Consider the following 20,593-nt stretch of genomic DNA (forward strand, 5'->3'; position numbering starts at 1 on the left):
GCGGGGGTCAGCGCCTGAGCAGCGCCCGCAGGTCGGTGTCCTCGTCGGTCAGGTGCGCCGGGTCGACCGCGGTGCCGCGGTCGACGAGACGGCGGGCGGCCTTGATGTCACGGGCGCGGTCGATGGCGGCTGCGGCCACGACCCGATCACCGCGCAGCCCGAGGACGGTGAAGGCAGCGCTGTCAGGCGCGCCGCGCCGCACGGTCCGCTCGGCGTCGGCCATCGTGCCGACCGCTTCCAGGCGTGAGCCGTGCCGGTCGGACCAGAACCACGGTGCGCCGGGCTCCGGAACAGGGCGGCCTAGGATGCCGCGGGCGGCCGCCTCGCCCCCCTGCTGGGCTGCCTCCCAGTGCTCGTGCCGTACGCGTTGCCCGTCCCGACGGGCCACATCACCGACGGCGAAGACGTTCGGACGGGAGGTGCGCTGAGCGGCGTCGACCACGATGCCGTCGTCCACGGCGAGTCCGCCGGCCTCGGCCAGTTCGGTGGCGGGCCGGATGCCGATGCCGACCACCACCGTGTCGGCGGCGATGACCTCGCCGTACCCGTGGAGGTGCAGCAGAACGCCTCCTGTCCGGGCCTCGACGCGCTCGACACCGGCGGTGATCACTTCGATGCCCTCGGCGGAGTGCCTGAGGTGCAGGGCGCCCGCGATGTCGTCCCCGACCACCGCGGCCAGCGGTACCGGCACCGGGTCGACCAGGGTGACGCGGCAGCCCAGGGCGTGGGCGACGGCCGCGGTCTCGGCACCGATCAGCCCGGCCCCGACCACGGCCACCCGAGCGCCGGGCAGCAGGCGTTCCCGCAGCCGCTCGGCGTCCTCCCAGGTACGCAGCAGGTGTACGGCCGGGTCGTCGCCGCCGGGCACGGGCAGCGCGCGGGGTGTGCCGCCGGTGGCCAGCACGATCATGTCGGTGCCCACGACCGACCCGTCGATCAGCTCCAGGCCGCCCTCGTGCGGGCGGAGCGCCCGGACCCGGGTGCCCTCGCGCACCTGGACGCGCTGCTCCTCGTACCACCGCTCCGGCCGCAGCAGGACGTCCTCGCGCCGGGCCTTGCCGAGCAGGACGTCCTTGCTGAGTGGCGGCCTGTCGTACGGCAGTCCGTGCTCGGCGGAGAACAGCGTGAGCTCACCGTCGTAGCCCTGGGCGCGCAGGGCGTCGCAGGTGGAGACGGCGGCCAGGCCCGCGCCGACGACGGCGATGCGCCGCGGGTGGGTCATGCGGTGGCCTCCTGGCCGGGGTGCAGCCAGATGCCGCCGTCGCGGACCTCGACCCGGTGGGTGCGTGCGGCGACGGTGGCGGGCATGCACTGCGGTTCGCCGGACTTCAGGCAGAAGCGGGCACTGTGCAGCGGACACTCCACCTCGCCGTCCTCGATCCAGCCCTCGGACAGCGAGGCCCGGCCGTGGGAGCAGGTGTCGTCGAGGGCGTAGTAGGCGCCGTCGTCGTGGAAGACGGCGATGACGTCGCCGTGGCCGGTGGCCTCGGCGGGCACCTGGAGCGCCTCGCCGTCCTCGATGTCGCCCACCTCGGCGACGCGGATACCGGTACCGGTGGTGCTCGTGCTCATCAGCTGTCCTTCTCGTGCCAGGCCGGCGTGTTCATCAGGTCGCGCCAGCGGGTGTAGAAGCCGCGGGCGGCACCGTCGCTGTAGAGGTGGCCGGTGGTGCCGGGGTGGATGCCGTCCTCCGTCTGAAGGCCCAGCCCCATCTGGTAGTTGAGGGTCATGGAGCCGGACACGAAACCGTGGGCCGTGGCCTGGACCTCGCTCCAGTTCTCGCCGTCGTCCTGCTCGAAGATGCCGGTCGGCCCGAACGTCCGCAGGTTGTAGACCCGTTGGGCGTCCTTGACCTCGTCCGGCATGGACCTGTCGACGAGTGTCCAGGCCCAGACCTCCATCTTGTCCGGGCCCTTGGGGTGCCAGACACGGATGGACCCGTTGACCGGGAGGTAGGAGAAGTTCGGGAAGACCGTGCCGTGCCCCGTGGTCATCGGGCCCTCGACGCGGGCGTCACCGAGGCGTTCGCGCAGCACGTCGTAGTCGTAGTGGCCGTGTACGACCCGGTCGTCGAAGCGGCTCTTCGGGTGGGTGGGGAAGCCGTGGCCGTGGCCGAGCGGGTCGGTGTACTGCCTTCCCGGCGTCTGCACGATCTCGGCCTTGGGGCCCTTGCCGGTGGGGGACATGACCATCAACGCGGAGGCGTGCGAGATGTTGACGTGGTACCAGTCGGAGGCGAACTGCTCCGCCGCGAGCTTCCAGTTGCCCTCCAGCACCCACTTGTGCACCCCGCCGACCACCTCGGTGCCCTCCGGGTCACGGTCGAGCATCGCGTCCAGATACCAGGCGAGTCCGCCGAGCGCCTGGCGCAGCGGCGGGGCCTCGGGACTCCAGGTCGCGAAGACGAGTCCCTTGTACGTGTCGAGCTGGGCGACCTCGATCAGACCCCATTGCTCCTGGTCGAAGTGGGCGGGGTAGTCCTCGCCGTTGGGGACGTTGATCAGCTTGCCGGAGGTGTCGTACGCCCAGCCGTGATAACTGCAGGTGAACGCCTTCGTGGCGCCCGCGTCGGCGCGGCAGACCCGCATGCCCCGGTGGCGGCAGGCGTTGAGGAAGGCCCGCAGCTTGCGGTCGCGGCCCATCGTGACGATGACCGGGTCCTCGCCCATGTACGTGGTGAAGAAGTCGCCGGGCTTGCTGAACTGGCTCTCGTGCGCGAGGAACAGCCAACTCGGCGCGAAGACGCGGCGCAGCTCCTGTCGGTAGAGGGCGGTGTCGCTGAAGATCGTCCGGTCGATCAGGCCCCGGTCCAGGTCGAAGTAGGCGCCGACGTCGACGGACGGCTCGCGGACACGAGCCGGACGGTCCGCCGGACGGACAGGGGTGGATGTCATCGCTGGGCCTCCTCGCACGTGGGAATCCGCGGCGCTGAGGCGGTCGGGGCCGCGGTGCCATGTCGCTGCATGGGCACAGGAGACGTCGCCCGGCGATGCCCTGCCCAGTCATCGTGCCGAGATATGGAACAGCACCGAGGCTTCGTCCCGTTTACAACCCCGAAATGGTCACCTACATTGGACAGGCGTCCATTTTAATGTGTCGCCGGATCGTCATCGGAGCCCGCCATGCCCGTTCACTCCCCTCCTTCGCACCACAGCGAGCCCGCGCCCGGCTGCGGGCCGGACACCGCGTCGACACAGCAGACGGCCGTCGACAAGGCACTCACTCTGCTGAAGTCCCTCGCCGAGCTGGACGGCGAGATCGGTGTGAGCGAGCTGGCCCGCCGCACCCGCATGAGCAAGTCGACGACCTTCCGGCTCCTGGGCATCCTCCAGCGCAACGACCTTGTCGAGCGGGTCGGCAGCGACTACCGGCTGGGCGCGCAGCTCTTCGACATCGGCAGCCGGGCCTACGGCTCCCACACCCCACTGCTCCAGGAGCGGCTGCTGCCGCACCTGGCGGACCTGTACGAGCTGACCCACGAGACCGTGCACCTCGCCGTGCTCCACGGCACGCACATCGTCTACGTCAACAAGCTCAGCGGCCACCGGGCGGCCCGCTCACCCTCACGGATCGGCGCCCGTCTGCCCGCCTACTGCACGGGGGTCGGCAAGGCTCTCCTGGCGTTCGACCACGACGCCGCCGAGGCGGCCGTCGAGGCGGGGCTTGCCGCCCGCACCGAGTACACCCTGAGCGACTCCGACCTCTTCCGGGCCGACCTGCGCCGCATCCGCCAGGACGGCATCGCCTACGACCGCCAGGAAGCCGCCCTCGGCCTCACCTGCGTCGCCGTGCCGATCATGGGGCCCGCCGGTCGCCCCGTGGCCGCTCTGTCCATCGCCGGCGCGGACCGGCGCTTCGACCCCGCCCGCTTCGCCCCTGCCCTGCGCCGCGTCGCCTTCGAAGCGGCCCGGACGATCACCGCGGCGAAGGCGCGGCAGGCGGCACCGGCCGGGCTCGGCGGTCTTCTGGGGGCCTGACTCACGCCGGGGTCGCCGCCCCAGCGGCCTGTCCGTCCGTGACCACGCTCCCGGCCCGGGCCGTACGCACCCAGCAGATGTGCCGACCGACGGCGCACCATCCGGCGCTCAGTGCCGACCGCCGCCATGAGTGCGCGCGACGGTCGTTCCGCCGGTACCGGGCTGCACCCGCGGCACACTCACCACGATGTGCACCAGGCTCTCGCCGTCCAGCGACTCGTACACATGCGGGCGGTCGCCCGGATAGCGGACGAAGTCGCCTGCCGACAGCTCCACCGGAGTGTCCGCGGGGCCCACGCGCACCCGGCCGCTGATGACGTACAGATGCTCCAGGGTGCCCACCGGGTGCGGCTCGGACGCCCTGCCCGCGCCCTCGGAGTCCCGGCTGACGCGCACCAGATAGTTCTCGATGACACCGGATCCGTAGACGTGGTCCAGCGAGCGGGACTCGTAGCCCGCGTGCCGCTGCCAGACGACGTCGTCGCCCCGCTGCACGGTCATCATCTGTTCGCGCTCCGCCACGAGCCTGGTGACGGGCACGCCGAGCGCGGTCGCGATGGAGAACAAGGTGTCCACCGTGGGGTTACCCGCCCCCTGCTCCAGGTTCGACAGGGTCTGCTTCGCCAGCCCCGCCTGCCGGGCCAGTTCGGCCAGGGACAGACCCCGCTGCTCTCTCAGAAGGCGCACATTGCGTGCCACCACGGCGTTTCCTTCGGACACGCCCTCACTCTAAGCGCAGGTCGAAAACCGGCGGCCCCCGGCCAGGGCGAGCACTCCGGCGAAGCGCACATATCGCAGCCGCCCGCGGTGTGCCGGAGGACGGCACGACCGCGTGCACGACTTTCGGCCAGGCGACACCTTTCTGCGCATCACGTCCCCGCTGTGGCGTGGATCACCGGCACCCCATGCCCCAGTCCAACCGGAATCGAGCCGCTCATGTCCGAAGCCGTCAGCAGTCCGCCCACGCACCCCGACACACGCACGAACGGCCCGAGCGACACACGCACGGTGTCGCGGGTCGCCGTCGCGAGCCTCATCGGCACCACGGTCGAGTACTACGACTTCGCGGTGTACGGCACCGCGGCCGCGCTCGTCCTGGGCCCGGCCTTCTTCCCGTCCGGCAGCGCCACGGTCCAGACCCTCGCCGCCTTCCTCACCTTCGCGGCCGCGTTCCTGGCCCGTCCCGTGGGCGTGGTGCTGTTCGGCACCATCGGCGACCGGCTGGGCCGCAAGCGGGCACTGGTCGTCTCGCTTCTCCTGATGGGCGTGGCGACGGTGGGCGTCGGCCTGCTGCCGACGTACGAGACCGCCGGCCTGCTCGCCCCCGTCCTGCTGGTGGCACTCCGGCTTCTCCAGGGCGTCAGCATGGGCGGCGAGTGGGGCGGCGCGGTGCTGCTGGCCGCCGAGCACGCACCCCCCGGGCGCCGGGCGATGTTCGCGTCGATCCCCCAAGTCGGCCCTCTGCTGGGCTTCCTGCTCTCCAGCGCCGTCATTCTGCCGACCCTCTCCATCGCCGGGCGCGACGGCTTCGCGGCCGGGGCATGGCGCGTGCCCTTCCTGCTGAGTGCCCTGCTGATCGTCATCGGTCTCTGGGTGCGTACGAGGGTCACCGAGTCGCCGGTGTTCGCGGAGCGGGGGCGCACCGCGGGCGCCGCTCCCCGCTTCCCGCTCGGCACACTGCTCAAGGAACACCCCCGCCGACTGGTGCTCGGCATCGGCGCCGGGATCGGCGGCTCCTCGGTGTACTACCTGACGGTCGTCTACAGCCTCTCGTACGGGCCGAAAGCCCTCGGCATCCCCCAGAGCACGATGCTGACCGCCGCGAGCGTGGGGGCCGTCGCCGCCGCGGCCACGACCGTCCCCGCCGCCCGGCTGGCCGACCGGGTCGGCAGACGACCCGTGATCCTGGCGGGCGCGATCGGATGTGTGCTGTGGGCACTGCCCATGTTCGGGTCACTGAACACCCGCAACGGGCTCGTCATCACCGGGGCGTTCACGGTCGGCCTGACCCTGTTCACCCTGATGTTCGCGCCGATCGCGGCGTTCCTGCCGGAGCTGTTCCCGGCCCGGCTGCGCTACACGGGCGCCTCCGCGACGTTCATCCTCGCCAACACGCTCGGCGGCGGCTTCGCCCCGCTGGTCGCCACCTGGCTGAACAGCCACTGGGCATCGCCGCTGGCACTGGGCGCCTACGCGGGCGGCCTGTGCCTCGTCAGCCTGGCGTGTGTCCTGGCTCTGCCGGAGACCCGGGACGGAGAGTTCGAGCTCTGACAACCATGGGCGACCGCTCACCCGGGCGGCCACCGTCAGCATCGCCCAGCGTCGCGTGCTCCCGCGGCGGGGCCCGCGCAGCCGCGGAGGGCAGCGATTGATCCACCGCTGCATGTGTCCGGGGCAGCGATCCCCGCGGACATCGACCCGGTCGGCCGCCTCGGTGATCTCCTCCAGGTCCTCCTGGGTGAGCTCGACGTCGACCGCGTCGGTGTTCTCCAGCAAGCGGTGGATCTTCGTGGTGCCGGGGAGCGGAAGTGCTTGGCCTTCCCGGCCCCGATGAGCTCCCTCGCCACGCCGACGACCCTCAGTGGTCTGGCGGGGTTACTTACAAATCCCCGCCCGCCCAAGACTCTCTCCCAGCCGGTGACGCCCACGTCACCCGCACCCCACCGCAAGCGGCCCCAGGCACTCCCCCTTGCCCGGGGCCGCTTCGTGCGCCGACGCGCGCCACGCACCTCGTTGACCGGGGAAGAGAGAGCTCCTTTGCCGAACAAGCACAGACTGCCCAAGCGCCGCATCCGGGCCGTGCCGTACGGCTCAGTCTCGCTCCTGGCGGTAGCCGGGCTCACCATCACCGACGTACCGGCGGATCCCTGCGGATTCCCGCTCGCCGGCCTGCTGCCGCACAAGGCCACGTACCGCCTCGGCATCGACAGTTCCCATCCGGCCGGTTCCGTGACCGTCGGCGGCCGGGTCTCGGCGGAGTGGACCTTCACCTCGTCCCCCACGGCCGACAGTCAGGTCGAACGCCTCCCCCTCTCCGTGGTCCGCTTCACCCCGAAGCTGTCCCTGACCAGCACCGCCAGGGCGGGCAACCGATTCACCGTCCCGATCGGCATCCAGGGGCCGGCGGAAAAGAAGGGCGCGGTCAGGTCCCTGACCGTGAAGGTGTCGTACGACGACGGCCGCACCTGGAAACACGCCACCGTGCACCGCGGCGAACGGCAAGCGGTACCTGACCCTCACCCACCCGACCCGGCCCACCACAGTCGGCCTCAAGGCCACTCTCGTCGACCGCGACGGCAACACGGTGACCGACACCTTGCCGAGTGCGTACCGGACGGTCAGGTGACCTGACCCCGAACGCGGCGCAACGCCCGCCGGTCCGGCCCACAGGGCTCTTTGCCCGTGCCGGCCGGACCGGCGGCGTCAGTCGCTCCACCACAGGCCAGGACGCCCCCGGCCCGGACGCAAGACCAACTGCGTATCCCCGTAGGCAGTCTCACAGCTCGGGCAGGATTGCGAGGGGATGGGCGGATACATAGCTTGTACGCCTGCTGTTCGGGTCAATGCATGTGAAAGGTGTCCCGGTGGGACGACGTGAGAAGCCGGTCGACCCCGACGCCGGTCCCATCCAGCGGTTCGCGCACGATCTGCGGCTCCTTCGGGAGAAGGCCGGTAAGCCGCCGTACCGGGAGATGGCCAAGCGGGCGGGCTACTCCATCACCGCGATGTCCCAGGCCGCAGCCGGTGACCAGCTGCCGTCCCTGGCGGTGGTGCGGGCGTACGCCGAGGCGCTGGACGCCGACCCGGACGAGTGGGAACGGCGTTGGCGGGAGACGGACGCCGAGGTCCGGGTGCCCGCGCCGCACGAGAGGCCGCCGTACCGGGGCTTGGCCCGTTTCGAGCCGGGCGACAGCGATCTGTTCTTCGGCCGGGAGACGCTCGTCGCCGACCTGGTGGAGCTGGTGCGCGAGCACCGGTTCGCGGCGGTGTTCGGACCGTCCGGCAGCGGCAAGTCGTCGCTGCTGCGGGCGGGACTGATTCCGCGGTTGCGCCAGGCGGCGGGTGAGCAGCGGCCGGCGGTGGTCCGCGTGCTGACCCCGGGGAATCGGCCCGCGCGCACGCACCAGAAGGCGCTCGTTCCGCGCGACGACGGGGAGACCTGGGTGATCGTCGATCAGTTCGAGGAGCTGTTCACCCTCTGCGGGGACCGCGCGGAACGCGACCGGTTCCTGGACCTGCTGCTTTCGGCCCGACGGCCGGAGAGCCGACTGCGTGTGGTGATCGCGGTCCGCGGCGACTTCTACGGCCACTGCGCCGGCCACCGTGAGCTGGCCGAGGCCGTCTCCCGGGCCAATCTGCTGGTCGGGCCCATGAGCGCGGACGAGCTGCGCGAGGTGATCACCGGCCCGGCCGCCTCCGCCGCCCTGAACGTGGAACGCGCTCTCACCGCCCGGATCATCGACGAGGTCGTCGACCAGCAGGGTGCGCTGCCCATGCTCTCCCACGCCTTGCTGGAGACCTGGCACCGTCGCCGGGGACGGCTGCTGACCCTGGCGGCGTACGAGGAGACGGGTGGCGTACGCGGTGCGATCGCCGCCACCGCCGAGGACGTGTACGGAGGGCTGTCGGCGGAGCAGAGCCGTGCCGCTCGGCGCATCCTGCTGCGGCTGATCGCGCCCGGCGACAGCACGGCCGACACGCGCCGTCCGGCGTCCCGCGCCGAACTCGGCAGCGGTGCGCGGGATGCGCTGGAACGCCTCGCCGCCGCCCGTCTGGTCACCCTGGACGGCGACACGGTGGAGCTCGCGCACGAGGCGCTGATCACCGGCTGGCCACGCCTCGCCGGGTGGATCGAAGAGGGCCGGGACCGACTGCGCGCGCAGCGCCGGCTCGGCGAGGCGGCTCGTGGCTGGGAGGAGCTGGGAGGCGACCCCGGCGCGCTGTACCGGGGCACGCGGCTGGACCAGGCCGAGGAGCTGTTCGCCCGGCAGGAGAACGAGGACCGGCCGGAGAACGAGGACCGGCCGGAGAACGAGGACCGGCCGGAGCCGTCGGACGACGATCTCACAGGCCTGGAGCGGTCCTTCCTCACCGCTTCCCTCACGGCCCGGAAGACGGAGCGGGAGGCCGAGACCCGCGCTGCGCGACGGACGCGTTCCCTGGCTGTCGGTCTGTCCGTGTTCCTCGTCCTTGCGCTGGCCGCCGGCCTGGTGGCCTGGCAGCGCGACCGGGTGAGCGAGGCAGAGGCCGCCAAGGCCGCCGCCCGGCGCCTGGCCACGGTGGCCGACAGTCTGCGCTCGACCGATCCGCGCACCGCCGCCCTGCTCGGGGTCGCCGCGTGGCGGATCGCTCCGCTCACCGAGTCCCGCTCGGCGCTGCTGGGCGCCTTGGCGCAGCCGGACCGAGACGCCTTCACCGACCCGCGGACCGGAAAGGACGTCCGGCGTTTCCTCACCGACGGCGGCCGGACCCTGCTCAGCGTCGACGGCCACACCGTGACCGCCCGGAACGTGGCCGCCCGCAGGCTCACCGCCACCTACCACCTGCCGAGCGGGACAGAGGTGGGCGACGTCGGTCCCGGCTCCCGGTTCCTCGACGTCCTCGGGCCGGACGGAGGCGAACAGCTGTGGAACCTCCCGCTGGGCAGATCCGCGGCCGAACTGGGCGAAGCCTCGTTGCGGGGCAGCGCGCCCGACGGCAGCGCGTATCTCACCGGGCCGACGGACGGCCCGGGCGCGGTGCGGCTGCACCGGACGGACGACAGCAAGGTCCTCTTCAGCACCGGCCTCGCGCGCACCCTCTCTTCGGCGGCCGTCGGCCCAGGCGGCCGTCTGCTCGCCCTCTGTCCCGCCGAAGGGCCGCTCCAGTTGTGGGACACCGCCGCAGCCAAGCGCCTGCCGGGAGCCTGGGAGAAGGCGGACAAGACCTTGTGCGGCACCGGCTCCGGCGCGGACAACGGCTCGCGTCTGCTGCGGTTCAGCGCGGACGGCAGGCGGCTGACCGCCGCCTACGGCACGGCTGTCATGGTCTGGGACGTGCGCAGCGGACGCGCGCTCGCCGACTTCGCCAGTGGCGGGGTCACCGGCTTCACCCAGGCCGCGCTCTCCCCCGACGGCGAGTTCCTGGCCACGGCGGACGACCACGAACTCGCCGTATGGCGACTGGCCACCGGGGGCACACAGGTCTTCCGCCGACCGCTCTCCAAGGACGAGGCCACCGGGCTGACCTGGGACCCGGGCGAGCCTCGTCTCCTGCGCTACCTCGACGGCGCCACGGTCCACACCTTCGACCTGGCCGACCGCCTCACCCCGCGGTGGCAGAGCACTCCGGCCGACGCGAGCGTGCTCAGCCCGGACGGCGCGACCCTGGCCGTCGTCACCCGGTCCGGCAGCGACTACCGCCTCGAGCTGCGCTCCACGCGCACAGATGGCGTCCTGGCCCACTCGACGCTCGGCGCGCTGCCGAGCATGTCCGACGAGAACGTCCCCCGGCTCGCCTTCAGCCCGGACGGCGGCACGCTGGCTGTCGCCGACACCGTGTCCTCGCACGGCTCGCTGCGGCTGCGCGCCACCGTGTGGGATGTACGGACGCACCGGGTCCGTACATCCTTCGACACCTCCGGCGCGGCCGACCGCCCGGCCGTCGCCCTCGCCCTGGGGCCCGGCGGCCGCACGCTGCTGACCGTCCGCGCCACCTCCGACAACTACACGACGGAAGTCTGGGACACCGGCGACCACCGGCGGTCCGGGACCGTGCGTGGCCTCTCCGGGGAGGAACTGGCCGCGCGGCCGGACGGGCGTCTGCTCGTGAGCTCGGACGACCAGTACGCCGATCCGGGAACCGGAAACGTCACCGGGCGCGCGCTCGCCGACGGCCGGCAGGTCACCGCGCTGGCGTTCAGCCCCGACGGCACCCGGCTCGCCGTCGGTGACTCCACCGGGCACGTCACGCTGTGGGACGGCGAGGTCCGTCACCGTACGGGTGCGCTGACCGGTACCTCCGACACGGCCTCTCAGGGCGAGCCGGAGGCGGTGGGGGCGCTCGCCTTCTCCTCCGACGGCGGCACGCTGGCCGTGGGCGGCACGCACGGGACCCTGCGGCTGTGGGACACCGAGGGACAGCAGCTCCTCGGGACGGACCTGCCCACGTCCGGCGACGAGATCCGCTCCCTCGCCTTCGCCGAGGACGGCGGCACGGTCTACGTCGGTGGCCCCCACGTACCGCTCCAGCGTCTCGCCATCGCACCGGACCAGGCCGTCAGCGCCATCTGCGCCCGTGCCGGCGGCGGACTGACCGAGGCGCAGTGGCGGACCTATGTCCCTGACGCGCCGTACGAGAACGCGTGCGCCAAAAGGGGATGAAGTTGCTGAAAGCGGAAGAAACGCCTGGGGAGCGGATTGTTCAGGGTGGCTCTGTGCGTCGCTGAAAAACGCCTCTGACCTGGACGATCGGTGACCAGAACGACCGCGGCGTCCCGTCGGCGGCGTCCGGACATCCCCTCAGTCAGGTTCTGGTCTCATGCGCACTCACGCCCTCGTCCCCTCGTTCCTTCTGCTCGGCGCCCTCTCCTTCACGGCGGCCTGCTCGTCCGGATCGGACGGCTCCTCGGGTACGGCATCCGACGCCCGACCCGGCGCCGCCCCCGCCCCCTCACCGGTCCGCAGCGTCGATCCGTCGAAGATCAACGGGCTGGAGATCGTCAGCGACAGCAGCGAGCAGAGCTCCTGCCCCTTCGCGACGAGCTATCCGGACGTGCCCGGGGCGGAGGCGATGACGGCCGCGATGAAGAAGGACGTGGACGAGCGCCTGACCGGCTTCCGTTCGGGAGCGTGCGAGGGCGGCGGGAAAGGCCTCGAACTCAACGTCAGCCATCAGTTCCTGGTCGCGTCCGGCGACGTCCTGGGCGTCCGGCTCAGCACCCACGACCACAGTGGCGCCGGGTCCGGGCTGTCAACCAGGACGTACTGGTACGACGGCAAGGCCGGCGCATACCGCACGGCTCTCGGCCTCGTCGCCGACGGCTCCCGGGACGCCTTCATCGCCGCGTTGAAGGATCAGCTCAAGGGGCGCGAAGGCATCGACGCCACCGCCCTCGACGCCACGTTCTCCGACCCGGCCTCCCGCACCGCCGCCCTGGACGACATGGCCTTCACCACCGACGGTGGACTGCGCGTCACCTTCGACCGCGGCGAGGTGGGTGTCCCGCCCGCCGGAACCTACCTGGTGGCCCTCCCCAAGGAGACGATCACCCCCTGGCTGTCCGCGTTCGGACAGCGTGTCCAGCAGCAGACCATGACGCCCAGCCGTTCGCTCGACCTGGGCGCGGCGCACACCCCCGCACCGGCCGTCCCCACCCACACCGCCTCCGGCGACGACGACACCGACTGCAAGAAGGTCACGTGCATCGCGCTGACCTTCGACGACGGACCGGCGGCGCCGGAGACCGCGACCCTGCTGACCTCCCTGGCGCGGTACAACGCGCGCGCCACCTTCTTCACCGTCGGCCAGAACGTCGCCGCCCACCGCGAGCTGGTCCGCGCCGAGGCCCGCGCCGGACACGAGGTCGGCAACCACTCCTGGAACCACCCCGATCTCACCAAGCTCACCCCCGAGCAGGTGGCCTCCCAGCTCAACCGCACCAGCGCCGCCATCAAGGCCGCCACCGGCAAGGCCCCCACCCTCTTCCGCCCGCCCTACGGCGCGGTCAACGCGCAGGTGAAGGCCGCGACCACGCTCTCGCCCGTGCTGTGGGACGTGGACACCGAGGACTGGAAGTACCGCGACGCCGACAAGGTCGCCCAGAGCGTCATCGACAAGGCGCAGCGCAACGACGTCGTCCTCATGCACGACATCCATCCCACCTCGGTCGCCGCGGTCCCGCGGATCCTGCGCACGCTGACCGCCCGCGGCTACCACTTCGTCACCGTCAGCCACTTGCGAGCCACCCTCTGAGCGCCCGACGCCCTCAGCGCCGTACGCCGAAATCGCTGGGACAGGGACCAGACCCCTTCCACCCTCGCGGCCGAGGACGCGTCTTCCTCGTCGGCGACGCCGCGCACGTCCACACCCCGGCCGGCGCCCAGGGCCTGAACACCGGCATCCAGGACGGCTACAGCCTCGGCTGGAAAATCAGTCAGGCGCTCGCCGGCGCGAGCGCGGCACTGCTGGACACCTACGAGGCGGAAAGGCAGCCGATCGCCGCCGGGGTCCTGGGCCTGTCCACCGCGAAGTGGGGAGGCATCGCCAAGCTCGACCCGTCGAGCATGAAGCGGGGCAAGGACGAGCAGCAACTCGCCCTGACTACTACGGCGGTCCGCTCGCACCCGCCGACGGCATGCGTACCTCGTCGCTGCGCGTGGGCGACCGCGCCCCGGACGCCGAGCTGCTCCGCGCCGACGGGACCGGAACCCGGCTGTTCGACGTCTGCCGCGGGCCGCACTTCACCGCCCTCGCCTACGGCGCGGGTGCCGCCCGCGACCTCGCAGCGCTCGCCTGGCCGACAGCCGGCGCTCAGCTGAAGCGGCTGGCGGTCGGGGCGCGTGCCGCCGACAACCTCACCCTTTCCGACCCTGAGAACACGCTGAATGACGCCTACGGCTTGGACGGCGACACGCTGGTGCTGATCCGTCCCGACGGCTACATCGGGCACATCGCCGTCCGGGACTTCCTCACCACCACACAATCCGCCGCGCGGGCAATGACGCCGTGAGCAAGGAGCCGCACCATGTCCCAGCACAGCCACACCTCCCCCGGCTGGAGGTCCACCGCATGAGCCGCGTACTGCTGCGCGGTGCGCAGGTCATCACGATGGTGCCGGGCCGTCCGGACGCCGAGCACGCCGATGCCCTCATCGACGGTGACCGCCTGCGGCTGCACGACTACTCACGCCGCCGGGACCTGGAGGAGGCCGTGCGCGGCGGGCAGGGCGACATCGCGGTCGGTCCACGACCGCACCTCTGGGAAGGGCCGGTCCATTCCCTCGGGTACGAGGAGATGGTGGTGATCGGCTACGCCGAGTACCCGCCGGGCGCATCGGCGAGCCCGGCCGAACTTGCCGCTGCCGACTGGGTGCTCTAGGAACCGGAACTGGGCATGAGCGAAGTGGTGGACCGCCTGGCGGGCCACTTCGGGTTCACTCCGCGTGCCGTGGCGCGCACGGGCCAGGTGTCGGCCGCGCTCCTGTTCGCGGTCGGGGGGATCGGGGTGACGGTGGCACCGGAGAACGCGGTACCGCTGCGCTGGTCGCGCCATGTGCGGCGGATCGGGTCCGGCTACTTCCGGGAGCGGTGGTTTTCAGCAGAAAGCTCCCTTCCCAACTGGCGGAGCGTTACCGGGACATGCTCATCTCCATGGAGCTGCCACTGACCGCGGAGCGCATCTGCCCGAAGGGGGCGGTCCGCTTCCAGAACTCGTCCGAGTGATCACGTCGCTCGGTCAGACCTCGTCGCGCAGGCGGGCAAGCCCGCTGGGAAGCAGGTCGAGGCCGAATGAGAACTCGTCCTCGATCGGAACCGGCATCACCCCGGCAACGGCGACGGTGGCCGGGAACAGGTCCGGATCCACACTCCGAAAGGCGGCCTCCGCCTGTGTGTCGTCGGGTGGTCCTGCGCCGCCATGCCCGTTGACCTGTACGGCGAACCCGAGGACGTAGCGGGCCAGAGTCGCGTACGTGTACGCGGCAACTCGCGGCGGGAAACCACTGTCGAGCAACACCGCGACACAGCTCTCCCGCAGCGCCATGGCGTTCGGCCCCAGCGGAATCTGCTCGACCATCAAGCGCGTCGCGTTCCGGTGCCGGGCCAAGGCGTCGAACATGGCGTGCGCGACGTCCGCAGCGCCCGCTCCCAGCCCATCGCGAGGAGCTCGTCGCCGTTCAGCTCCACGACGCCGAACACGGTCCACGACTTGAGCGATCAGGGCCGCCCGGTTGTCGAAGTGCCGATACGGCGTCGCCGTGCCCGAACCCGCGCAGGAACAGGTTCTGCCACGGAACGTCCCACCTCCTCAAACTGCCATAACAGCAACACCGTAACCGATATGAAGACCAGCGATCCGACGACGAGTCTGATCATTCTCCCAGCACTCGACGTAGGTGCAGGCTGGTGAAGCGCCGGTCCCGCAGTGCGATGAACCTTGCCGGCCAACACGCCGGGCAGCGCGACGACTCCGGCCGCCAAAGCCGCGGTCGTCTAGAACTGTCTGCGGTCGGGCGGAAGATCGGAGGGGCTGGTCGCGCCGGCTCCGGTCCGGGCCCACGAGGTGAGAAGAGGGCGCAAGGAGTGTGCCCGACCGTGGCGAGGGACCGGTGCCGCAATGCGGCGGCACCGGTCCCTCACTGGACGCCGTCCACAGGACGACTACAGGGCGATGAGCTGCCATTCCTGGTTGGAGCCGCTGGTCGAGGGCCACTGGATGACCTGGGCGCCGTCCGCGATGGAGGCATCCTTGACGTCGGCGCACCATCCGTTGCCGACGTTGACGAGCCGGTAGTAGCCGCTGGTCGCGGCGACCAGCTTCCACCACTGGTTGCCGGAGCCGGTGTCGGCCCACTGGTCCAGCTGCGCGCCCTGCGCGGAACTGCCCGGACTCTCCAGGAGTTTGCCGCTGCGGACGTTGGACAGCCGGTAGGAGCCGTCGGTGTTCGGCAGCAGCTTCCACTGCTGGTTGGTGCCGCCGGTCGAGGGCCACTGGATGATGGCGGCGCCGTCGGTGCTGGAGGCGCCGTTGACGTCCAGCACCTTGCCGCTCTTGCGGTTCACCAGCTTGTAGGTGCCCAGGTCCGCGGTGAAGGGCCGGTCGTAGAGCTCCAGGTTGCGGATGGACGCCCAGACCCCGGTGGGCAGGCCGGTGACCGTCACCCGTACGTACCGCGCCTGGGCACTGAGCACGACGGTCTGCACCTGGCTGGTGCTGGTGGTGTCGGTGCGGTCGACGAGGGTGGTCCAGGTGCTGTTGTCGGTGGAGCCCTCGACGCGGTAGCGGTAGTTGGTGGCGTCCAGCTCCCATGCGATACGGGCGCCGGTGAGGGACTTGGTCGCTCCCAGGTCCACCTTCAGCCAGTTCCCGGTGTTGCCGTTGTTGGCACACCAGCGGGTGGTGGTGGAGCCGTCGACGGCCTTGGCCGCGGTGTTGCCCTTGGAGGACTCCTCACTGCTCGCGGTGGCGGTCTTGCCCACCGCGATGTCGGTCGGCTGCACGGTCCGGTCCAGGGTCACGCCGACCACGCCGTCCTCGGGGATGCGGGTGCGGTTGATCCCGGTGATCGTCACCCTGCCGTCCGAGCCGACGGTGTACGACAGGTCGGTGCCCGAGGCGACGTCGAAGACCCGGGTCACGTTCGCGTCCCCGATGGACGGGGTGGTGAAGGAGGTGCCGCTGTAGCCGGGCAGCAGGTGGACGTAGAAGGTGCTGCCCTTGTAGGTGTAGCCGTACTTGCCGTCGAGAGGCTGCCAGGGGCCGCCGGTGGTTCCGTAGACGGCCTCCCCGCAGGTGGTCATGAAGGAACCGATCCGGCGCACCAGGTCGGCCTGGGCGGTGGGGACCACGCCGGTACGGTCAGGACCGACGTTGACCAGGCAGGTGATGTTGCGAATCCAGGCGTTGACCAGGATGTTCATGGCCGTGCCGAAGCTCATGACGCTGGTGCCGGCCTTGTAGCCCCAGGCGCCGCCGATGGTGAAGCACTTCTCCGCCACCTTGCCGGTACGGATCGCACCGGACGGCACGGAAGGGCCTTCCTCGCTGGCGAAGTCGCCGATCCAGCCCGAGCGCAGAGTGGTGACCGCGTCCGGCTGGTACTTGCGCACCAGGCCGGTCAGGCCCAGCGGCTTGCCGGTGGCGGTGTCGGTGTCGCCGGAGGCGGAGTCCACCGGCCACTCGTTGGCGGTGTCGCGGAACTTGCCGGGCTCCCAGAAGAACGCGGCGTCCCTGTCGGAGCCCCGCTGGCCCAGCCAGCCGCCGTCCCACCAGATGTCGTCGATCTTGCCGTACTGCGTAACCAGCTCCTTGACCTGCTGGTACACCTCGTCTTTCATGATCCGCGCGTTCTCCTTGTGCGCGGGATCGGTGACATAGCCCCACTTGTTGGGCAGGCAGTTGGTGCCGTTGACGTCGTAATAGCCGGGGTAGCGCCAGCTCAGCGGCGAGAAGTACAGTCCCACCTTCAGCCCGGCATCGCGCACGGCGGTCACGTACTGGCCGACGAAGTCCTTCTGCAGCGGTGCCTGCCCGGAGTGCCAGGCGTTGGCGTGGGTGGAAGGCCACAGAGCGAACCCGTCGTGGTGGCGGGTCGTGAGGACCGTGTACTTCGCGCCCATGTCCTTGGCCAGTTGCGCCCAGTCGGCCGGGTCGTAGGCGCTGCCGGTGAACTGCTCGTTCGTGGCGTCGGTGACGTACTTCTTGTAGTTCTCCGGGGTGATGGCGGCGTTCTCCATGTACCACTCGCCCTTGGCCGGGCCGGAGTAGGGACCCCAGTGGATGAACATGCCGAGCTTGGCATCCTGCATCCACTGGATCTTCTCGTTGGACTGCTGCTCGACGCCCATGTCGAGCTTGGGAATGCGCAGGGGCGGGAGCGGCAGCGGCTCACCGGAGGTGGTGGCAGCGTGGGCAGGTATCGCCAGTGTCGGGGTAATGGCGGCGGCAACCGTCATGGCCGCCATGCCGGCAAGCATGCTTCGTCGAGTGAGCGACTCTGACAACTCGATCTCTCCTCATCGGTCCGCGGCACGGACCGTTCGCGGCTCAGCATCCGGGCCGAACGGATGGGATGTTCACCCACAGGTGGCGGGTGCAGGGGAGCCGCTCGGCAGCGTGCAGTCCGCTTGGATGACATCGGATGTATTAACGAGCACGTGGCCTGACTGTGTCCAGAGCCAGGGGAGAAAATCCTGATCAGAAGGCAATACCTGACCGCACAGGCTGCCTCGTCCATCAAACATAGGATGTTCAGTGCACCAGGGGCAGTGAGATGTCTCTCGCCGCTCCACCCGGCCCGCAAGCCTCCGGCCGGCACCGCCGATCCCGTCCGGATCATTGACGAAGTGCGACGTGCACCTCTAGCGTCCCCCGACGGAGCCGCACACAACCCAACAATTCACACCGCGCCGACACGGTCGACCGTGCCCTCGCCCCGGTCCGCCGGCCGTCCGCGGATCGGCCCCACGAATTTTCGCCCGCCCCGGCCCTTCCCCGCCTCACGAAATGTGTCCGCACTGCTCATCAACAGCTCCCCCGCGCAAGCCGCCCAGGTCACCGACGGGACGCAGTTCACCGACACCACGGGAGCCTTGGTGCCCGCCCACGGCGGCGGTCGACCATCCCTCTTTTGTGCCAACTGAAAATCCTCGTCACCGCAGGCTAACGCCGCACCCGAGGCATCCCCAGGCCGATCCACGAGATGATCTCGCGCTGGATCTCGTTGTTGCCGCCGCCGAAGGTGAAGATGACGGCCGAGCGGTAGCCGCGTTCGAGTTCGCCGTGGAGGACCGCTCCGGCCGAGCCCTCCTTGAGGGCGCCGGCGGCGGCCACGATCTCCATGAGCCAGGCGTAGGCGTCGCGGCGGGCCTCGGAGCCGTAGACCTTGACGGCGGAGGCGTCCTGCGGGGTGAGGGTGCCGTTCTGGACGGCGCTGACCATGCGCCAGTTGAGGAGCTTGAGGGCGTCGAGCTTCGTGTGGGTCTGGGCCAGGCGGCGGCGCACCCAGGGAAGATCGACGACTCGGCTGCCGTCGGCGAGTTTCGTCTCCATGGCCCAGCGCTGGACGTTGTGCAGGGAGCGGATGGCCATGGTGCCGTGGGCGGCGAGGGTGACGCGTTCGTGGTTGAGCTGGTTGGTGATCAGCCGCCAGCCCTGGTTCTCCTCGCCGACGCGACGGGAGACGGGGACGCGGATGTTCTCGTAGTAGCTGGCGGTGGTGTCGTGGGAGGCAAGGGTGTTGATGAGGGTGCAGGAGTAGCCGGGTTCCGTGGTCGGGACGAGAAGCATCGTGATGCCCTTGTGGGGCGGTGCGTCGGGGTCGGTGCGGGTCGCCAGCCACACCCAGTCGGCCGTGTCGCCGTTGGTGGTCCAGATCTTCTGTCCGTTGACGACGTACTCGTCGCCGTCCCGGACCGCGCGGGTCCTCAGCGACGCCAGGTCCGTGCCGGCGTCGGGTTCGCTGTAGCCGATCGCGAAGTCGATCTCACCGGAGAGGACGCGCGGCAGGAAGTAGGACTTCTGCTCCTCCGTGCCGTACTGCATGATCGTCGGCCCGACGGTGTTGAGCGCCATCAGCGGCAGGGGGACGCCGGCCTGGGCGGCCTCGTCGAAGAAGATGAACTGTTCGATGGCGGTCAGGCCGCGTCCGCCGTACTCCTCGGGCCAGCCCACGCCGAGCCAGCCGTCGCCGCCGAGGCGGCGGATGGTCTGGCGGTAGAAACGCTTCTGGGCCGCGGGGTCGGCATGACGGGTGTTGGCGCCGTCCGGGACCAACTCGGCGAAGTAGGCGCGCAGTTCCGTGCGCAACCGCTGCTGCTCGGGCGTGTATTCGAGGTGCACGGCGCCTCCAGGCTCCCCAAGGCCGACCTGACGGCGCACACGCTAGAACGTGTTCCAGTAATTGGGAACAGGCGGGGGCGGCCTCCTTTCTCGGCACGGCCGGGTACCACGCAGCGGATCAGCGGAGGATGGCGAGGAAGTCCGTGCAGGCCTGGGCGCACTCGCGGCAGGACTTGGCGCCGTCCTCGGCGCCGGGGGTGTCGTCGAAGACGCGGGCGCATTCCAGGGCGACGGTCCGGCACCACTCCACCTGGAGGCGGATGGCAGCCTCGTCGAGGCTGGTCTGCTCGGAGAGCACCCTGCACGTGGCGTCGCACACCTCCGCGCACATGATGCCCTTGCGGCGCATCTTCTCCTGGTCTTCGGGGCCGTCCGGATCGGCGAGGCTCGCCCGCAGCGCGCACGCACGCGCACACTCGGTGCAGGCCTGCGCACACGCGAAGCGGTCCTCTAGGAACCGGATGAGTTCCTGGTGGGATGTCGTCGTCGAGGTCACCCCGGGCGGGTAGCCGGAGGCGCCCCCACCAAACACGGGGCGCGACGCCCGCCCCGCACGCGGTTCGCCTGATTCCGTTTCCCCCGGCGCGAGGCTGGGCACCCGTCCGCTCCCGGACCGCTCGTGCGAAACGGGGCCGGTTCACTCGACATATTGGGGGTATTCATCCCATATGAACATGGAATGGACTGATATAGCCGCAGAGCGCAGCGTACTGGGCGGTATCGCACCGTTCCTGGCAGGCGTCGTGGTGGTGGCCATGCTGATCGGCGCACTCTGGCTGGGCGCTCGCGTACGCGCCCGCGAGCCGCGCCGCCCGCGCCCCGACGAGCAGCCCCGGATCCCCGAGGGGGGCCCTGTTCACGAGGAGCGACTGCTCCGCGAACCGGACGAGATCCCCCAGAGCGACCGCCGGCTGACCCCGTACGAGGTACACGGCAACCAGGGGACCCGGCCGAGCCCGGACAAGAAGCGGCCGCGCTGGAGCAAGAACAGCAGCGGCGGTTTCGGCAGCGGCGGTCTCGGCGCCCACTGACACCGACAGCTCCTCGGGCGCTCCCCCTGCCGCGAGCAGGGGGAGCGC

The 20,593-nt window shown here is 70.8% G+C and carries 17 protein-coding genes and 1 pseudogene; 10 read left to right on the forward strand and 8 right to left on the reverse strand.

Annotated features, from left to right (window positions below):
- Nucleotides 1-7: 7 nt before the first annotated feature.
- From RM704_RS21355 to RM704_RS21365, 3 genes are read right to left on the reverse strand one after another with little or no spacing between them, the layout of a single operon-like run.
- Complete coding sequence (locus RM704_RS21355; protein ID WP_033526276.1) at nucleotides 8-1,222, reverse strand: NAD(P)/FAD-dependent oxidoreductase; 1,215 nt, start codon at nucleotides 1,220-1,222, stop codon at nucleotides 8-10.
- Nucleotides 1,219-1,572, reverse strand: a complete 354-nt coding sequence (locus tag RM704_RS21360; RefSeq protein ID WP_033526277.1) for a bifunctional 3-phenylpropionate/cinnamic acid dioxygenase ferredoxin subunit — start codon at nucleotides 1,570-1,572, stop codon at nucleotides 1,219-1,221. The genes RM704_RS21355 and RM704_RS21360 overlap by 4 nt, the downstream gene beginning before the upstream one ends.
- The gene (locus RM704_RS21365) at nucleotides 1,572-2,894 is read right to left on the reverse strand and encodes an aromatic ring-hydroxylating dioxygenase subunit alpha (protein WP_033526278.1); all 1,323 of its coding nucleotides are present in this window, start codon (nucleotides 2,892-2,894) and stop codon (nucleotides 1,572-1,574) included. The genes RM704_RS21360 and RM704_RS21365 overlap by 1 nt, the downstream gene beginning before the upstream one ends.
- A 228-nt stretch (nucleotides 2,895-3,122) precedes the next feature.
- On the opposite strand from RM704_RS21365, the gene RM704_RS21370 reads away from it, so the two are divergent.
- Nucleotides 3,123-3,977: an IclR family transcriptional regulator gene (locus tag RM704_RS21370; protein ID WP_033526279.1), complete on the forward strand. Its 855-nt coding sequence runs from the start codon at nucleotides 3,123-3,125 to the stop codon at nucleotides 3,975-3,977.
- 108 nt (nucleotides 3,978-4,085) lie between these two features.
- On the opposite strand, the gene RM704_RS21375 is transcribed toward RM704_RS21370, so the two are convergent.
- Nucleotides 4,086-4,697: a helix-turn-helix domain-containing protein gene (locus tag RM704_RS21375; RefSeq protein ID WP_033526280.1), complete on the reverse strand. Its 612-nt coding sequence runs from the start codon at nucleotides 4,695-4,697 to the stop codon at nucleotides 4,086-4,088.
- 216 nt (nucleotides 4,698-4,913) lie between these two features.
- Between RM704_RS21375 and RM704_RS21380 the strand changes: the two genes are divergently transcribed.
- The 8 genes and pseudogenes from RM704_RS21380 to RM704_RS21410 all read left to right on the forward strand — a co-directional run bounded on the left by RM704_RS21380 (nucleotide 4,914) and on the right by RM704_RS21410 (nucleotide 14,398).
- Complete coding sequence (locus RM704_RS21380) at nucleotides 4,914-6,248, forward strand: MFS transporter (RefSeq protein WP_052145928.1); 1,335 nt, start codon at nucleotides 4,914-4,916, stop codon at nucleotides 6,246-6,248.
- A gap of 486 nt (nucleotides 6,249-6,734) precedes the next feature.
- A complete protein-coding gene (locus RM704_RS21385) occupies nucleotides 6,735-7,328 on the forward strand; it encodes a hypothetical protein (RefSeq protein ID WP_033526281.1) in 594 nt (197 codons plus the stop codon).
- Nucleotides 7,329-7,561: 233 nt separating this feature from the next.
- Entirely contained in the window at nucleotides 7,562-11,338 is a 3,777-nt protein-coding gene (locus RM704_RS21390; protein WP_033526282.1) for an nSTAND1 domain-containing NTPase, read from the forward strand.
- Between the two features lie 157 nt (nucleotides 11,339-11,495).
- Nucleotides 11,496-12,929, forward strand: coding sequence for a polysaccharide deacetylase family protein (locus RM704_RS21395; protein ID WP_052145929.1), 1,434 nt, complete (start codon nucleotides 11,496-11,498; stop codon nucleotides 12,927-12,929).
- A 35-nt stretch (nucleotides 12,930-12,964) separates the two neighbouring features.
- Nucleotides 12,965-13,129: pseudogene (locus RM704_RS45605) on the forward strand (FAD-dependent monooxygenase); the annotation flags it as partial.
- A gap of 182 nt (nucleotides 13,130-13,311) precedes the next feature.
- Nucleotides 13,312-13,686, forward strand: coding sequence for an aromatic-ring hydroxylase C-terminal domain-containing protein (locus RM704_RS45610; protein WP_438828937.1), 375 nt, complete (start codon nucleotides 13,312-13,314; stop codon nucleotides 13,684-13,686).
- A gap of 59 nt (nucleotides 13,687-13,745) precedes the next feature.
- The gene (locus RM704_RS21405; protein ID WP_052145930.1) at nucleotides 13,746-14,054 is read left to right on the forward strand and encodes a type 2 periplasmic-binding domain-containing protein; all 309 of its coding nucleotides are present in this window, start codon (nucleotides 13,746-13,748) and stop codon (nucleotides 14,052-14,054) included.
- A 209-nt stretch (nucleotides 14,055-14,263) separates the two neighbouring features.
- On the forward strand, nucleotides 14,264-14,398 hold the full coding sequence (locus RM704_RS21410) for a hypothetical protein (RefSeq protein WP_311591030.1): 135 nt from the start codon (nucleotides 14,264-14,266) through the stop codon (nucleotides 14,396-14,398).
- A 13-nt stretch (nucleotides 14,399-14,411) separates the two neighbouring features.
- Here RM704_RS21410 and RM704_RS21415 read toward each other — a convergent pair whose 3' ends face one another.
- The 4 genes from RM704_RS21415 to RM704_RS21430 form a co-directional block, all read right to left on the reverse strand.
- Entirely contained in the window at nucleotides 14,412-14,879 is a 468-nt protein-coding gene (locus tag RM704_RS21415; RefSeq protein ID WP_438828938.1) for a TetR/AcrR family transcriptional regulator C-terminal domain-containing protein, read from the reverse strand.
- Nucleotides 14,880-15,334: 455 nt separating this feature from the next.
- Complete coding sequence (locus RM704_RS21420) at nucleotides 15,335-17,638, reverse strand: alpha-L-fucosidase (protein ID WP_078937030.1); 2,304 nt, start codon at nucleotides 17,636-17,638, stop codon at nucleotides 15,335-15,337.
- A gap of 697 nt (nucleotides 17,639-18,335) precedes the next feature.
- Nucleotides 18,336-19,514, reverse strand: coding sequence for an acyl-CoA dehydrogenase family protein (locus RM704_RS21425; protein ID WP_033526284.1), 1,179 nt, complete (start codon nucleotides 19,512-19,514; stop codon nucleotides 18,336-18,338).
- 118 nt (nucleotides 19,515-19,632) lie between these two features.
- On the reverse strand, nucleotides 19,633-20,010 hold the full coding sequence (locus RM704_RS21430; RefSeq protein WP_033526372.1) for a four-helix bundle copper-binding protein: 378 nt from the start codon (nucleotides 20,008-20,010) through the stop codon (nucleotides 19,633-19,635).
- Between the two features lie 172 nt (nucleotides 20,011-20,182).
- Between RM704_RS21430 and RM704_RS21435 the strand changes: the two genes are divergently transcribed.
- Nucleotides 20,183-20,545: a DUF6479 family protein gene (locus RM704_RS21435; RefSeq protein WP_033526285.1), complete on the forward strand. Its 363-nt coding sequence runs from the start codon at nucleotides 20,183-20,185 to the stop codon at nucleotides 20,543-20,545.
- Nucleotides 20,546-20,593 lie beyond the last annotated feature (48 nt).

The sequence above is a fragment of the Streptomyces gottesmaniae genome, assembly GCF_031845845.1.
Lineage (GTDB): Bacteria > Actinomycetota > Actinomycetes > Streptomycetales > Streptomycetaceae > Streptomyces > Streptomyces akebiae.

Excerpts from the sequence above, each read along its gene's own strand:
- RM704_RS21355 (WP_033526276.1), bottom strand. The coding sequence starts at position 1,222 with ATGACCCACCCGCGGCGCATCGCCGTCGTCGGCGCGGGCCTGGCCGCC.
- RM704_RS21360 (WP_033526277.1), bottom strand. The coding sequence starts at position 1,572 with ATGAGCACGAGCACCACCGGTACCGGTATCCGCGTCGCCGAGGTGGGC.
- RM704_RS21365 (WP_033526278.1), bottom strand. The coding sequence starts at position 2,894 with ATGACATCCACCCCTGTCCGTCCGGCGGACCGTCCGGCTCGTGTCCGC.
- RM704_RS21370 (WP_033526279.1), top strand. The coding sequence starts at position 3,123 with ATGCCCGTTCACTCCCCTCCTTCGCACCACAGCGAGCCCGCGCCCGGC.
- RM704_RS21380 (WP_052145928.1), top strand. The coding sequence starts at position 4,914 with ATGTCCGAAGCCGTCAGCAGTCCGCCCACGCACCCCGACACACGCACG.
- RM704_RS21395 (WP_052145929.1), top strand. The coding sequence starts at position 11,496 with ATGCGCACTCACGCCCTCGTCCCCTCGTTCCTTCTGCTCGGCGCCCTC.
- RM704_RS45610 (WP_438828937.1), top strand. The coding sequence starts at position 13,312 with ATGCGTACCTCGTCGCTGCGCGTGGGCGACCGCGCCCCGGACGCCGAG.
- RM704_RS21405 (WP_052145930.1), top strand. The coding sequence starts at position 13,746 with ATGAGCCGCGTACTGCTGCGCGGTGCGCAGGTCATCACGATGGTGCCG.
- RM704_RS21420 (WP_078937030.1), bottom strand. The coding sequence starts at position 17,638 with ATGGCGGCCATGACGGTTGCCGCCGCCATTACCCCGACACTGGCGATA.
- RM704_RS21435 (WP_033526285.1), top strand. The coding sequence starts at position 20,183 with ATGAACATGGAATGGACTGATATAGCCGCAGAGCGCAGCGTACTGGGC.